Origin of the sequence: Streptomyces sp. NPDC127190 (genome assembly GCF_042672505.1) — a bacterium.
Classification (GTDB): Bacteria; Actinomycetota; Actinomycetes; order Streptomycetales; family Streptomycetaceae; genus Streptomyces.
Window position 1 is genome coordinate 130873 of sequence record NZ_JBHXVE010000010.1, and the last position, 13830, is coordinate 144702.

Sequence of the window (13830 nt, forward strand, 5' to 3'; positions counted from 1 at the left end):
ATACTTAGGGGGGGGGTGTGTTGGTGTTTTTGTTGAGGGCGCGGCGGGGCGCCGCCCTGTGGGGGGGGGCGGGGGGGGGGGGCGCCGCGGCCGCCCCGCCCGACGGGTGTGACGCGGTTACGCGGCGGCGTTCCCCTTGCGGCGCCGGACCGTGTAGATCGCCCCGGCGCCGACCACGACGGCGACACCGCCGACGAGACCGATGGTCGGCAGCATGGAGCTGGTACCGGTGTGCGCGAGGGTGCCGGTGGGCGCGATCTCGGTGGCACCGCCCTGCGGCTCCTTGCCGCCGGCCGGCTCGGTGCCCTTGCCGGGCTTGGCCTTGCCCGGGTCCGGGTTGCTGCTGCCCGGCTTGAGCACGGTGAACTCGTAGGAGGCGAACGCGTCGTGGACGCAGTTCTTCTCCGCGTCGAGGTAACCGCCGAAGCCCATGCTGAAGCCGTCGCCGGCGGGGGCCTGCGCGGTGATGTCGACCCGCAGCTTGATGCCGACCGTCTGCTTGGGGCCGAGCGGGGTCTCGCCGAAGTAGAGGCCGCCGCCGACCTCGTCGTCCATGGACTCCCAGGCCTTGGTCTGCGGGTTGAAGTACTCCAGCTTGGCGTAGGTGCTCAGCCAGTCCTTCTCGTCGGCGCTCTCCGTGTCGTTGTCCACGACCGCGAGCCACTGCACGGTGCCGAGCGACTGGTCGCTGTGGTTGGCGGCCGTCATCGAGAAGTAGTGCCAGCCGCTGCCCGCGACGATCTTCCCGGGCAGGCCGGAGAGGGAGAGGGTCAGCTGTGAGTCGGGGTCGGACAGGTCGCCGTCCACCGGGCACTCGCTGGGCTCGGCGGTGGGCCTGGCGCTCGGGGACGCCGAGGCCGAGGCGGACGCCGAAGCCGACGCCGAGGCGCTCGCGCTGCCGGTCGCGGAGCCGGAGGCGGTGGGCGAGGCGGAGTCGGACTGCGAAGCGGTCGGGGAGGGGGAGCCGGAGGGCGAGCCGCCGGTCCCGTCCGTCGGGCTGCTCTCCCCGGTGGGGGAGCTGTCGTCCCCGGCCGTGGGGCTGGTGTCGCCGCTGGGGGAGCTGTCGTCGGCGGCCGGGCTGCTCACCGTGGTGGTGGGGGACTCGCCGGTCTCGGCGTACGCCGTCGGAGCGGACAGCAGGGCGATCGGTGCGACGGCTGCCGTCGCGGCCACGGTGACCATGGCGCGGCGAAGCTTCATGAAGACCTCTGATGGGCGGGCGTGCCGCACAGACCGCAGCACGTGTCGGGAGGCCTCCGCGTGTGGGGCGCGGGCGTGGCCGTTGGTTTCGCAGAGGAGACCTGGGGCCCGGGGGGATGGTTGCGCCGCCCTGACGGGATCTTTATATGACCTGGATCACTCACCGGCCGTGCCGGCTCGGACATCCCGCGCATCTGTTCAGTTGTCCCGGCGACCGGCCCCGGGCGTCCCCGGAGCCGGTCGTTCTTTGGGTGACCGGGCTGCTGTCCCCTGCCGTCCGGTCACTTCCTGGAGCGAGGTCCCACGGCGTACGGCACGACCCGTACGCCTCATCGCTCCAGCGAGCCACGCGTGGTTCTGTTCGGGCCCGCCCCTGGCTGGCACGGACACCCCCCTCAACGAGGCGGTGCGCGGGCCGGTCACGCGCCGTACGGGTGAGAGCGGGACCGAACTCAGATGCGACCCCGGCACAGCTCCAGCAGCGTCATGGCGAGGGCCGTACCCGGCTTGCCCAGGGCGTCCCGGTAGCGGCCGAGGATCTCCATCTCCCGGGACAGGTGCACGCGCCGCCCGCCGGCGGCGATCCGGGTCTGCTGCACGACGGCGGAGACGGCCATCCGCTCCTGGATCAGACCGATGATCCGGTCGTCGAGCGCGTCGATGCGCTCCCGGGCGTCGCTGATGGTCGCTTCCGGTGTGGTGGTGGTCATGTCGGGGCTCCTCGGGTGGGATGAGCGTCCCGGAACGACGGAACCCGGAGAACGACAGGCGCCCCGGGCCTTGTCGGCCCGGGGCGCCTGGGAAGTCGCTTGGCGTTCGTTCAGCTCAAGCAGCACGACCATGGCAGCCGGCGGGCCGGGTGCCATAGGTAAAGACGAAGGTCTGGTGCTGGAGCATGTGACCAGTATGCCACGGCAGTACGCGCCCGCCCGGGGGCGTCCACTCCCTGGACAACCCTGGACAACCCTGGACCCGGCCCCCGGCTCCGGTCGGCTTCCGGCCTCCGGGAGGGGTGGCCCAGGGACGTCCGGGCCACCCGCGGCCACCCCGGTAGACTCGTAGACACCGACCCCCGCCCGACCACCAGAAGGCACCCCGTGTCATCAGCGAACCCCGCTGCCGCCGCTCCCGACACCGTCCTGGTCGTCGACTTCGGCGCACAGTACGCCCAGCTCATCGCCCGTCGCGTCCGCGAGGCGCGGGTCTACAGCGAGATCGTGCCGAGCACCATGCCGGTCCGGGAGATGCTCGCCAAGAACCCCGCGGCGATCATCCTCTCCGGCGGCCCGTCCTCGGTCTACGAGGAGGGTGCCCCCCACCTCGACCGCGAGATCTTCGAGGCCGGTGTCCCCGTCTTCGGCATGTGCTACGGCTTCCAGCTGATGGCGCAGAAGCTCGGCGGCACCGTCGACAACACCGGTGCCCGTGAGTACGGCCGTACCGACCTGCACGTCTCCCGCCCCTCCTCCACCCTCTTCGAGGGCACCCCGGACGAGCAGCACGTGTGGATGTCGCACGGCGACGCCTGCTCCGCCGCCCCCGAGGGCTTCACCGTCACCGCGTCCACGGACGTCGTCCCGGTCGCCGCCTTCGAGAACGACGAGAAGAAGCTCTACGGCGTCCAGTACCACCCCGAGGTCATGCACTCCACGCACGGCCAGCAGGTCCTGGAGCACTTCCTGTACCGCGGCGCGGGCCTGAAGCCGACCTGGACCACCGGCAATGTGATCGAGGAGCAGGTCGAGGCCATCCGCGAGCTGGTCGGCGACAAGCGCGCGATCTGCGGCCTGTCCGGCGGTGTGGACTCCGCGGTCGCCGCCGCCCTGGTCCAGAAGGCCATCGGCTCCCAGCTGACCTGCGTCTACGTCGACCACGGCCTGATGCGCAAGGGCGAGACCGAGCAGGTCGAGAAGGACTTCGTCGCGGCCACCGGCGTCCAGCTGAAGGTCGTCGACGCCGAGGAGCGCTTCCTCACCGCGCTGAAGGGGGTCAGCGACCCCGAGGAGAAGCGCAAGATCATCGGCCGTGAGTTCATCCGCGTCTTCGAGCAGGCGCAGGCCGAGATCATCGCCGACGAGGGCCCGGCCGTGGAGTTCCTGGTCCAGGGCACCCTCTACCCGGACGTGGTGGAGTCCGGCGGCGGCACCGGCACCGCGAACATCAAGTCGCACCACAACGTCGGCGGCCTGCCCGAGGACCTCGAGTTCAAGCTGATCGAGCCGCTGCGCAAGCTGTTCAAGGACGAGGTCCGCATGGTCGGCCAGGAGCTGGGCCTGCCGGAGGAGATCGTCCAGCGCCAGCCCTTCCCGGGCCCCGGCCTCGGCATCCGCATCGTCGGCGAGGTCACCAAGGAGCGGCTGGACCTGCTCCGCGAGGCCGACGCGATCGCCCGCGAGGAGCTGACCGCGGCCGGCCTGGACCGGGACATCTGGCAGTGCCCGGTGGTCCTGCTCGCCGACGTCCGCTCCGTGGGCGTCCAGGGCGACGGCCGCACCTACGGCCACCCGATCGTGCTGCGCCCGGTCTCCTCCGAGGACGCCATGACCGCCGACTGGTCCCGGCTGCCGTACGACGTCCTCGCCCGCATCTCGACCCGCATCACCAACGAGGTCCGGGACGTCAACCGCGTCGTCCTCGACGTGACCTCGAAGCCCCCGGGCACCATCGAGTGGGAGTGACCACCCGCGCCTGACGGGCGCGGGGACTCACCGGGCCGCAGGATCCAGGCCCGGTACGGAAGAGGTGGAACGGCTGCGGCGGTTCCACCTCTTTTTCGCGTACGTCATCTTCACAAGAACAGCTCTGCCCTTCTGCGCTGACCGGCGGTAACTTCCCGCGCAGAGAGCAATCCCAGCGCTGGAGGACCTATGCACGGGCCCACCCCGCCCCGGCCGCTCCCCACCGACCAGCTGCGGTTCGCCATGCCGCAGATGTTCGAGTCGGTCGAGGACGAGCGCCGGCACCGCAAGGAACGGCTCGCCGGTGCCCTGCGGATCTTCGGGCGCAGCGGCTTCGAGGACGGGGTCTCCGGGCACATCACCGCCCGCGACCCGGAGTTCACCGACTGCTTCTGGGTCAACCCCTTCGGCATGCCGTTCCGGCACGTCACCGTCAGCGACCTGGTCCTCGCCAACCAGGACGGGCAGGTCGTCGAGGGCCGCTACCACGTCAACCAGGCCGCCTTCACCGTGCACGCCCAGGTGCACGCCGCGCGCCCGGACGTCGTCGCCGTCGCCCACTGCCACTCCGTGCACGGCCGGGCCGTCGCCGCCCTCGGCGACCTGATCGATCCCATCACCCAGGAGAGCTGCGCCTTCTACGAGGACCTCGCGCTCTACGACGCCTACAGCGGTGTCACCGTCGACGCCGAGGAGGGCCGCCGGATCGCACTCGCGCTCGGCTCCCGCAAGGCGCTGGTGCTGCGCAATCACGGGCTGCTCACCGTCGGCGACTCGGTGGACGCGGCCGCCTGGTGGTTCCTGTCCCTGGAACGGTCCTGCCAGGTGCAGCTCATGGCCAAGGCCGCCGGGCGCCCGGTACTCATCGACCACAAGCTCGCCGTCGCCACCCGCGAGCAGCTCGGCGGCGACCTCGTGGCCTGGATCAACTACCAGCCGATGTGGCAGGACATCAGCCGCACCGAACCCGACCTGCTCAGCTGACCCCGAGGGCCTTTCTTTCGGATCAGGTCGGCTGCGGCACCGGCGCCCTTTCTGACCGACCGCGACGCCGGCAAGATCCGAAAGAGAGGCCCTATAGCGGCACCCGTCAGCAGAACTCCCTCAGTACCACCGCCTTGGTCCGCGCGAACTCCTCGTCCGTGAGCACCCCCTCCCGGTGCAGCCGGCCCAACTCCCGCAGCCGGCGCAGCAGTACGTCATGACGGTCGCCCTGCGCCGGTACGCCCGCCCGTGCCCGGCCCGCACCGCCGCCGTGCCCCCCGCCCGCCCGGGCCGAGGGATGCGGCAGCCGGGCGGTGACGGCCGCGGCGACCAGCGCCGTCAGCAGATCGCGGCGCACGCTGCCCCACAGGTCCAGGGTGTAGGGGTCCCGCTCGGGCGGCAGCTTGGAGAACGCCGTCTCCGGGGTCACGAACCGCAGGAACCCGTCCTCGCCCCCCGAGTTGGGCAGCCACTCCACCTGCACGATCTCCCCGAGCGCGATGATCCGCGGGCCGGTCGCGCGCTTGACCCGGTCGGAGGTGTCGGCCCAGTCGATGCGGACCTGGGTGCCGTCGAAGGAGGCCGTACCGTCGGAGGACCGCACCGACACCGGAACCGGCGGTCCCGGCAGCAGATAGGAGTGCGTCGGCTCCTTGGGCACCTGCTCGATGAGCAGCGCGTGCCGGATCTCCTCGGCGATGTACTCCGCGTTCGCCCCCCGGTCCGCGTCCACCGCCAGCCGGTAGGGATCGGCCGCCTCCGGCAGCCGGCCGCCGGTGGCCTGCAACAGCGGGTCGGCGCCCTCGCGCAACCGCATCCGCAGCCGGCCGCGCTTGCGCTCCGGTTCGTAGCCGACCCCGGACACCGCTTCCAGCGGTACGGCGATCTCCCCGTACGTCTGCCGGAACAGCGGCACCGAGCGGTGCAGTCCCGGGGTGATCCGGATCGTGCTGCCGTCGAAGGCCCAGGTCCCGTCCCGCTGGATGATCTCGGCCATACGCACATTCTTGCAGTCGGGTCAACACGCCGGCTCCCGCATCACCCGTCATGACCCGCTCCGGCGGCCCCACAGGCCCCGATGTAGGGCACAATTCGCTGACGGCACTGGGCAGTTGCATGGCCGTGGCGCGCGCACCGAGGGTGCCGCCGGCCGTGCCGGAAGGTCGCGGGGAAGGCGGGCGTCGGGCGTGGCGGTGCAGGAGGCGAGAGGGGGCACGGGCCCCGACGGAATCCATGAGGGCGGCTGCACCTGCGGGGACTGTCCGCACGGTGCACGCGAGGGACATCGGCGGGCCGTCGCCGCGTTTCTGCGTCGGCGCGACGAGTTCGCGGCCGGGCAGGGACTGCCCGCGGCCGTGGTCCACTCGGCCTCGGCCTCCCGGAGCTGGGTCTCCGAGGAGCTGACCCAGCGGGCGGAGGCCGTCGCCGACCGCGGCCGCGCCGAGGGCGAGGCCTGGCTGGCCCGGCTGTGGCTGCGGACCCTGGCCGTGGTGTGGGGCGCGGTGCTCGGCCTGCTGCTCGGCGAGGCGCTCACCGCGGTCGGCGCCGGCTGGACGGACGCCCGCACCGCGGCCCTGCTCGCCGCGCTCGTCACCGCCCTCTCGCTCAGTGCCGCCTGCTGGTTCCACCGGGCCCGCGGCGGGGCGCTCGCCCCGGTGATCGGCGAGGACAATCGCATGTCCACCTCCCGTACGGTCGCCGTCTGCTGGGTGCTGTTCCTCGGTTACGCGATCCTGCTGCTGGCCGGCCGCCTGGCCGCCGCCTCCGACCACGCCGAACGCGACGCCCTCATCTCCGGCCTCGACCTCGCGCGCGGAGCGGGCACGGTGACCGTCCTCGCCGTGGTCTGCGGCATCGCCGTCCTGGTCCGCCGGGTGGTCAGCCTGCGCATCCTCGCCCAGCGGCTCCAGAAGCTGCCGGCCCACCGGCCGCGCGCCGCCGACCTGCTCACCGACGACTCCGGCCGGGGCGCCTTCACCGACATCCAGTACGTCGCCATCAGCGCCGTCGCCCTGCTGTTCGCCGCCGTACGGCTCGCCCGCCGCCCCGACCAGCTCCCCGACCTGCCCTGGGGACTGGCCACCGTCGTGCTGATCTCGGCCGCGACCTACCTGGCCGGCAAGTACGCCGAGGGCGGCCGCCCGGTCATCCTCTCCGTGGTCCGCGCCCGGGAACCCGGCGACCTGGACGGTCCGATCCGCACCGGCGACGACATCGAGATCCGCGGCAGCGGCTTCGTCCCGCCCGGCGCGCACACCGCCGACCGGCTGGCGCGCACGGTCGTCCGGATCGGCGCCGTCGACGTCCATGTCCCGCTGGTCCCCGTCACGGGTGGGTTCCGTAACCCCACGGACACCGTCCTGACCGTGCCGGTACCGGCCGATGTGGAGCCCGGCACCGCCGAGATCCAGGTGGTGACCGCGGCCGGGGTGGCGACCAACCGGTGCATCGTCCACATCACCGAGTGAACGAAACACGGCAGGACATCCGGCCCGGGGGTTGAACCGGCCCCGCCCGCCCTACGTATCGTCGGACAAGGGGGCAGTGCGGGAGAGAGGCGGCTGACGGCGATGACTCACGGTATGCGATCCGACACGCATCCAGCCTGGCTTGGCGACCGCCGCGGACTGCGGGACACCGCCGCCCACTACGCCCTGCTGCCCCTGCGCGTCTTCCTCGGCGTCACCTTCGTCTACGCCGGGCTGAACAAGCTCACGGACAGCGCCTTCCTGAAGGCCGGCGGCGCCGGTTCGATCGGCGACACCATGCGCGCGGCCCGCGACTCCGCCGCCGTCCCGGCCCTGATCGACCTGGCCCTGAAGAGCCCGGTCGGCTTCGGCTACGGCATCGCCCTCGGCGAACTGGCCGTCGGCATCGGCACCCTGCTCGGACTGCTCGGCCGGGTGGCCGCGCTCGGCGGCGCCCTGATCTCCCTCAGTCTCTGGCTGACCGTCAGCTGGGCCACCACCCCCTACTACTACGGCAACGACCTCGCCTACCTGATGGCCTGGCTGCCCCTGGTCCTGGCCGGCGCCCCCTACCTCTCACTGGACGCGGCCTGGCGAGCCCGCCGCCGCGCCCGCACCGGCGGCTACCGCTGACCTTCCCCGGCGCCGGCCCGTCTGCGTATGCCCCGGGAGACGGCCGCCGTGACAACCGCCAGACAGAGCCCGCCCACGACCAGCGGCAGAACACCGAACCACGGGGTGTTCCACCAGCCGGCCGCATCCCCGGCGAAGACCACGCCGGTCGCGGTGAGGAAGAGCCCGGCGACCAGCCTTCCCGGCTGGAACTCATGACGCAGCACGACTGACCTCCACCTGTCCCACACCGACCCCGAGCGTGAGGTCCAGGGTGCCGGTGCCCCGGGCTCCCTTGACCGGGGCCAGCGTCACCGTCCTGTGCCTGCTCGGCTGCACGTCCACATCCTTGCTGCTGTCACCGGGCAACCGGATGTCGCCCACGCCCACATCGATCTTCATCCGGACGGCCGACCCGGCGGGCACGATCACCTTCAGCTGTCCCGCGCCCACATGGGCCTTCGTGGCGACCGTCTGCCCCTTGGCCGGGTGCACCCCGGTCAGGTCCAGCGTCCCGCGTCCGGTCCCGAGGTCGTACGCCGGACGTATCGGGGCCGTCGCGGTGGGCGTCCAGGTGGTGTTCCGCCAGTGCGTGGTGATGTCTTGGGGGAGGGCCGCCGCACCGGCGAGCAGCGCGGCGGTGACGATCGCCAGGAACACCGTCCCGGCACCGGTGCGGCCCAGCAGCGAGCTGACCGCGAGCCCCAGCCCGAAGACCGCCAACGCGCAGGCCAGACCGGCCTCCAAGGTGGCGCCCAGCGGATGCGTGTCCCAGGTCAGCCCGGTGCCCAGGCCGCCCGCGACCAGCGCCAGCAGGAACACCCAGCCGCCGATCCAGCGCGGGCCGCGCGGGCCGCTCGGTCTCGGGGGCGCGGGCGGCGGCTGCTGCCGGGCGCCGGGGTGGGTCCAGGGGAGGGGGATGCCGATGTCGACGCCCGAGGGCACGTCCCGGTCGCGGGCGTCCCCGGGTCCCCACAGATACCCGGTGCCGCCGACATGGGTGCCGTCCTTGACGATCGGGTCCCGCCACCACGAGGGGTAGGAGATGACGACGGGTGGCGCCTGGGCCTCCGGCGGGGCGTCGGCGGCGGCCTGCGCGGCGAGAGGGTCGGGATCGGAGGCGCCGCGGCGCCGCGACCAGTACCCGGCGCCCGCCAGCAGCAGCGAGAGGACCACGGTGAAGGCCAGCACCCCGCCGTTTCTCAGCATGGTCAGGAAGAGCCCGCAGCCGACCAGCGCGAACAGCACGGCGGCCAGGGCCTGGCCGTCCACCCGGCCGGTCAGGAGCTTGCGCAGCTCGTTCTCCTCCTCGTCTGCGTACGGCACCAGGAGCCAGGCGAAGCCGTAGAAGATGAGGCCGATTCCGCCGGTCGCGGAGAGCACGGCCAGCGTGATCCGGAAGATCACCGGGTCCATGTCGGTGTGCCGGCCCAGGCCCGCGCACACGCCCGCGATCATCTTGTGCCCGCGGTCGCGCTGGAACCGGCCGAAGGCCGCGCCGGCGTCCTGCTCCGGCTCCTGCGGGCCGGTGCCCGGCTGCTCCTGCGCGTCGGTGCCCGGGCGGGTGCCGCGGCCGCCGGGGCGCGGGTCGGTGCTGCCGGTGCCGGTGGTGGTCCCGGCGGTGCTGGTGGTGTCGGTGCCCGGGCTGGCGGTGTCGGTGGCGCCGGTGCCGGCCGCGTCCGTCTTCCCCGTCGCGGCGGGCGCGGCATCCGTCGGCCCGGTGCCCGGGGCCGGGCGCGGGCCGGGGCCGGGTCCCGGACCCGTCGCGGCGTGCTCGTGATCCGTCATGCGTCCATGGTGACGGCCCGGCCGCCGCCACGGCAGTCGGGAAGACCCTGGCCGAACCCTGAGATCGGCCCTGACACGAGCCAGGGCCGCGGTCGAGCGGCCCCGGCGGGCCCAGGACACCGCAGCCCCGGCCCCTGCTCGGGGAAGATCAGGGGTGTCTCCGGGGCCGACCCTGATGCCCCGCCCCGCCACCCCGTGTGACCATCGATGCCATGCCGGAAGCCGCAAGCCCGCCCCTCGACGACCCGCGGCCGCCGCGCAAGCTCTACCGCAGCAGCGACGGACGCTGGCTCGGCGGAGTGGCGCGGGGCCTCGCCGGGCACCTCGGGCTGCCCGTCGTCTGGGTCCGGCTCGCCTTCGCGGGCCTGTTCATGGCCCACGGATACGGAGCGCTGCTGTACGCGGCGTTCTGGTTCTTCGTCCCGCTCGGCGTCGGCGGGGTCGCGGCGCAGAAGCAGTCGCTCGTCGCCACCGAGACCGCGCCGGACGGCCGCCGAAGACTCGTGACCCGCAAGCCCGACCGGGGCCAGATCGTCGCCCTGCTCCTCATGGTCGTCGTGTCCGTGGTCTTCGTGACCAGCGTCGACCTCGGCGGCGTGGCCAAGGCGTATCTGCTGCCCGCCGTGCTCGTCGCGGCCGGTGTCGCCCTGGTCTGGCGGCAGGCGGACAACGCCCGCCGGGCCCGCTGGGTCGAGGCCGGCCGGCGCCGCCGCACCCTCACCCTGGTGCGCGCGGCCGCAGGCGTCCTGCTCGTCACGGCCGGCGTCTCCGCCATCTTCGTCCTCCAGGGCTCGGCCGCCCATCTCGGCGCGGTCCTCCAGGCGGCGCTCGCCGTCCTCGTCGGCATCACCCTGCTCGCCGGCCCGTACCTGGTCCGGATGACCCAGGACCTGTCCGAGGAACGCCTGATGCGCATCCGCGCCCAGGAGCGCGCCGAGGTCGCCGCCCATGTCCACGACTCCGTGCTGCACACCCTGACCCTGATCCAGCGCAACGCCGACAACGCCGGCGAGGTGCGCCGCCTGGCCCGCGCCCAGGAGCGCGACCTGCGCACCTGGCTCTACAAGCCGGAGGGCACCGGCAAGGACGAGGCCGACGAGCCGGACACGGTCGCCGAGGCCGTGCGGCGCAGCGCCGCCGAGGTGGAGGACAAGCACGGAGTGCCCATCGAGGTCGTCGTCGTCGGCGACTGCCCGCTGGACGACAGGACCGGCGCGCAGATGCAGGCCGCGCGCGAGGCGATGGTGAACGCCGCCAAGTACGGTGGCGAGGGCGGTGCCGTACAGGTCTACGCCGAGGTCGAGGGGGCGACGGTCTTCGTGTCCGTGCGCGACCGCGGCCCGGGCTTCGACTTCGACTCGATACCCGCCGACCGCATGGGTGTCAGAGAATCGATCATCGGTCGCATGGAGCGCAACGGCGGCACGGCCCGGCTGCGGGCGGTGCCGGGCGGCGGCACCGAGGTGGAGCTGGAGATGGAGAGGGCGGAGAGGACGTCATGAGCGACGCGAACGAGGCGAACGGCACGGCGGGGGCGGGGGAGCCGGCCGGGCGGCACGTACGGGTGGTGCTCGTCGACGACCACCGGATGTTCCGCGCCGGAGTGCAGGCCGAGATCGGCCAGACCGCCGAGACCGGGGTCGAGGTGGTCGGCGAGGCCGCGGACGTCGACCAGGCGGTCACGGTCATCACCGCGACCCGGCCCGAGGTGGTCCTCCTCGATGTGCACCTGCCCGGCGGCGGCGGGGTCGAGGTGCTGCGCCGGTGCGCGGCGCTGATGGCGGACGCCGAGCAGCCCGTCCGCTTTCTCGCGCTGTCCGTGTCGGACGCGGCGGAGGATGTGATCGGCGTGATCCGCGGCGGCGCCCGAGGCTATGTCACCAAGACCATCACCGGCTCCGATCTGGTCGACTCCATCTTCCGCGTCCAGGAGGGCGACGCCGTCTTCTCCCCGCGGCTGGCCGGGTTCGTGCTGGACGCCTTCGCCTCCACCGACGCCCCGCCGGTGGACGAGGACCTGGACCGCCTCACCCAGCGCGAACGCGAGGTGCTGCGCCTGATCGCCCGCGGCTATGCCTACAAGGAGATCGCCAAGCAGCTGTACATCTCGGTGAAGACGGTCGAGTCCCATGTCTCGGCGGTGCTGCGCAAGCTCCAGCTGTCCAACCGCCATGAGCTGACCCGCTGGGCGACGGCCCGCCGGCTGGTCTGAGCCGGGGCGCCTCAGACCACCCGGGTCGCTCCCGCGAACGGCATCTCGTCGACGGGGGCGATCCGCACCGGCGCCGACGGGTTCGGGGCGTGGATCATCTGTCCGTTGCCGATGTAGAGCCCGACATGGCTGATGCCGGAGTAGAAGAACACCAGGTCGCCCGGCTGGAGTTCGGAGCGGGAGACGCGCCGGCCGGCGTTGATCTGGGAGTAGGTGGTGCGGGGCAGGGAGACCCCGGCGGAGCGGTAGGCGGCCTGGACCAGGCCGGAGCAGTCGAAGGCGTTCGGGCCGGTGGCGCCCCACACATAGGGGCTGCCGAGCTTGGCGTAGGCGTAGGCGACGGCCGTCGCCGCGCGGGGGTCGGGGGCGGTGACGGAGCCGGTCGGGTCCAGCGGCTGCCGGGGCTCCGGGGCCGACCGCGAGGCGGGCCCGGAGCCGGTGCCGGTGGCGCCGGTGATGTGGTCGCGCTGGCGCGGGGTGAGCCCGGCGAGCAGTCGCCGGGCCTCGTCCAGCTTGCGGGTGATGGTGGTCTTCTGCCGTCGCAGCTCCGCCTGCCGGGACCGCAGCGACGCCAGCTCCACGCGGGCGGCGCCGCGCAACCGCTCGATCTCCCGCAATTGTTGCCGTACCCGCGACACCGCGGCCGCCTGCCGGTCGCCGGCCCGCTCGGCGAAGGCGGCGCCGTCCAGATACCGGTCCGGGTCGCTGGACAGGGCGAGTTGCCAGGCCGGATCGATGCCACCGGAGCGGTACTGCGCCGCGGCGAACGAACCGAGCGCCTCCCGGGCCGAGTTGAGTTTCTGCTCCTTGCGGGCGGCCTCGTCGCGCAGTGAGTTCAGCCGCCGCTGCCCGGCGTCCGCCTTCTCCTTCGCCCCGTCGTACTTCTCGGTGGCGTCCTCGGCCTCCTGGTACAGCTTGTCCACCTTCGTCTTCACCTGCGCCGGCGTCAGCTGCGGCTCCGCGTGTCCCGTGCCGTCGAAGGCGGTCGCGGTGGCCGCGCCCGCCAGGGCGAGGGTCGCGGCCGTGCGGGCCGTATGGCCTCCGAGCGGGCGTTGCCGGGGCTTGCGATGCGCTGCCACCTGGACCGTCACGTCCTTCCGTCCGGGTCGTACGAGCGGGCCGTCCGGGCCCCGGCGGCGGCCGGCACAGGGGGAGCGGGCCGCCGCCGGGCCTTTCTCGGCGGTGGTGGCCGGCTGCCGCCCCTGGCCGGGCGGCGTTGGGGAGCCGGTCACCTGGGGGAGGACGCTAGGCCTGACGGTGACAAGTCGGTAACGCGGTGTACGGAACTGGTCGGGAGGGACCGGATCCCAACCGAGGATGACCGAATGCGCCGCCCGGAGTCGTCGCCTTCACGCAGCGTGGTGACCGAAGCGCGGAAAAGGGAGACGGGGGAGGGTGATGGGGTGCTATGGCACGGATATATGCAAGATCGACAGCGGTGTAGGAAGCCGAGAGTGGACACGGGACACCGGCATGTCGGCATCCGGCTTCCTGAAGGGTCCTGGTGGGACTGGGACGTCATTGCCTGGGACGCGGCCGAGTTCCGGCTGGCGGCCGGGTATGACCTCAGCCACTCCCACGGCCTGGAACTGGTCTTCGGGGACCCGGCCTTCGTCACGTGTCCGGCGCAGTTCGCCGACCCGGTCTTTCGCACCCCGTCGGAAGACGAGCTCGCGAGAGTCACTCATCAGCTTGGTGAGATACCGCCTGTGCTCCTCGCCTTCGAGGCAGACGCGGGCGGGCCGGAGCCGGTCTCCTGTCTGATCGCTGCGGAGCGGGTTGAGGTCGTACAGGAAACCGTCCTGCGGTACTGGCGTGCCGACGCGGCTCCCGGGCAGCGGTTCGCGCCGTGGGTACGGCCGCCGGCGCTGTAGGAGAACCGGGCGGG

13 protein-coding genes are annotated in these 13830 nt (G+C 72.9%); 7 read left to right on the top strand and 6 right to left on the bottom strand.

Annotation, left to right across the window (positions count from 1 at the left end; genetic code table 11):
* Window positions 1–117: 117 nt before the first annotated feature.
* Complete coding sequence (locus tag ACFVIU_RS17755) at window positions 118–1200, bottom strand: hypothetical protein (RefSeq protein ID WP_385843414.1); 1083 nt, start codon at window positions 1198–1200, stop codon at window positions 118–120.
* Between the two features lie 452 nt (window positions 1201–1652).
* Window positions 1653–1910 (bottom strand): chorismate mutase, encoded by a 258-nt coding sequence (locus ACFVIU_RS17760; RefSeq protein WP_385843415.1) that lies wholly within the window; start codon window positions 1908–1910, stop codon window positions 1653–1655.
* 387 nt (window positions 1911–2297) lie between these two features.
* Here ACFVIU_RS17760 and guaA point away from each other — a divergent pair, with 387 nt between their 5' ends.
* Both guaA and ACFVIU_RS17770 read left to right on the top strand, forming a co-directional pair.
* Complete coding sequence (guaA, locus tag ACFVIU_RS17765; RefSeq protein WP_385843416.1) at window positions 2298–3878, top strand: glutamine-hydrolyzing GMP synthase; 1581 nt, start codon at window positions 2298–2300, stop codon at window positions 3876–3878.
* 189 nt (window positions 3879–4067) lie between these two features.
* Window positions 4068–4862 (top strand): class II aldolase/adducin family protein, encoded by a 795-nt coding sequence (locus ACFVIU_RS17770; RefSeq protein WP_385843417.1) that lies wholly within the window; start codon window positions 4068–4070, stop codon window positions 4860–4862.
* A gap of 106 nt (window positions 4863–4968) precedes the next feature.
* Here the strand turns inward: ACFVIU_RS17770 and ACFVIU_RS17775 are convergent, their stop codons facing one another.
* Entirely contained in the window at window positions 4969–5859 is an 891-nt protein-coding gene (locus tag ACFVIU_RS17775) for a DUF4429 domain-containing protein (protein ID WP_385843419.1), read from the bottom strand.
* 190 nt (window positions 5860–6049) lie between these two features.
* Here ACFVIU_RS17775 and ACFVIU_RS17780 point away from each other — a divergent pair, with 190 nt between their 5' ends.
* Together ACFVIU_RS17780 and ACFVIU_RS17785 are read left to right on the top strand one after the other, a co-directional pair.
* Window positions 6050–7330, top strand: a complete 1281-nt coding sequence (locus ACFVIU_RS17780) for a hypothetical protein (protein ID WP_385843420.1) — start codon at window positions 6050–6052, stop codon at window positions 7328–7330.
* Between the two features lie 102 nt (window positions 7331–7432).
* The gene (locus tag ACFVIU_RS17785) at window positions 7433–7963 is read left to right on the top strand and encodes a DoxX family membrane protein (RefSeq protein ID WP_385843422.1); all 531 of its coding nucleotides are present in this window, start codon (window positions 7433–7435) and stop codon (window positions 7961–7963) included.
* Here the strand turns inward: ACFVIU_RS17785 and ACFVIU_RS17790 are convergent.
* On the bottom strand, window positions 7954–8169 hold the full coding sequence (locus tag ACFVIU_RS17790; protein ID WP_385843423.1) for a hypothetical protein: 216 nt from the start codon (window positions 8167–8169) through the stop codon (window positions 7954–7956). The two genes, ACFVIU_RS17785 and ACFVIU_RS17790, sit on opposite strands and share 10 nt — an antisense overlap.
* Window positions 8156–9730, bottom strand: a complete 1575-nt coding sequence (locus ACFVIU_RS17795) for a PspC domain-containing protein (RefSeq protein ID WP_385843424.1) — start codon at window positions 9728–9730, stop codon at window positions 8156–8158. Before ACFVIU_RS17795 ends, ACFVIU_RS17790 begins: the two co-directional genes overlap by 14 nt.
* A 212-nt stretch (window positions 9731–9942) precedes the next feature.
* Between ACFVIU_RS17795 and ACFVIU_RS17800 the strand changes: the two genes are divergently transcribed.
* Both ACFVIU_RS17800 and ACFVIU_RS17805 read left to right on the top strand, forming a co-directional pair.
* A complete protein-coding gene (locus ACFVIU_RS17800) occupies window positions 9943–11232 on the top strand; it encodes a PspC domain-containing protein (protein ID WP_385843425.1) in 1290 nt (429 codons plus the stop codon).
* Window positions 11229–11942, top strand: coding sequence for a LuxR C-terminal-related transcriptional regulator (locus ACFVIU_RS17805; RefSeq protein ID WP_385843427.1), 714 nt, complete (start codon window positions 11229–11231; stop codon window positions 11940–11942). Before ACFVIU_RS17800 ends, ACFVIU_RS17805 begins: the two co-directional genes overlap by 4 nt.
* A gap of 11 nt (window positions 11943–11953) precedes the next feature.
* Here the strand turns inward: ACFVIU_RS17805 and ACFVIU_RS17810 are convergent, their stop codons facing one another.
* Window positions 11954–13021, bottom strand: a complete 1068-nt coding sequence (locus tag ACFVIU_RS17810) for an NlpC/P60 family protein (protein WP_385843567.1) — start codon at window positions 13019–13021, stop codon at window positions 11954–11956.
* 375 nt (window positions 13022–13396) lie between these two features.
* On the opposite strand from ACFVIU_RS17810, the gene ACFVIU_RS17815 reads away from it, so the two are divergent.
* A complete protein-coding gene (locus ACFVIU_RS17815) occupies window positions 13397–13816 on the top strand; it encodes a hypothetical protein (protein WP_385843428.1) in 420 nt (139 codons plus the stop codon).
* The last annotated feature ends 14 nt before the right edge of the window (window positions 13817–13830 follow it).

Coding starts and splice junctions, on each gene's coding strand:
- ACFVIU_RS17770 (WP_385843417.1), top strand. CDS start 4,068: ATGCACGGGCCCACCCCGCCCCGGCCGCTCCCCACCGACCAGCTGCGG.
- ACFVIU_RS17755 (WP_385843414.1), bottom strand. CDS start 1,200: ATGAAGCTTCGCCGCGCCATGGTCACCGTGGCCGCGACGGCAGCCGTC.
- ACFVIU_RS17800 (WP_385843425.1), top strand. CDS start 9,943: ATGCCGGAAGCCGCAAGCCCGCCCCTCGACGACCCGCGGCCGCCGCGC.
- ACFVIU_RS17775 (WP_385843419.1), bottom strand. CDS start 5,859: ATGGCCGAGATCATCCAGCGGGACGGGACCTGGGCCTTCGACGGCAGC.
- ACFVIU_RS17785 (WP_385843422.1), top strand. CDS start 7,433: ATGACTCACGGTATGCGATCCGACACGCATCCAGCCTGGCTTGGCGAC.
- ACFVIU_RS17805 (WP_385843427.1), top strand. CDS start 11,229: ATGAGCGACGCGAACGAGGCGAACGGCACGGCGGGGGCGGGGGAGCCG.
- ACFVIU_RS17760 (WP_385843415.1), bottom strand. CDS start 1,910: ATGACCACCACCACACCGGAAGCGACCATCAGCGACGCCCGGGAGCGC.
- ACFVIU_RS17795 (WP_385843424.1), bottom strand. CDS start 9,730: ATGACGGATCACGAGCACGCCGCGACGGGTCCGGGACCCGGCCCCGGC.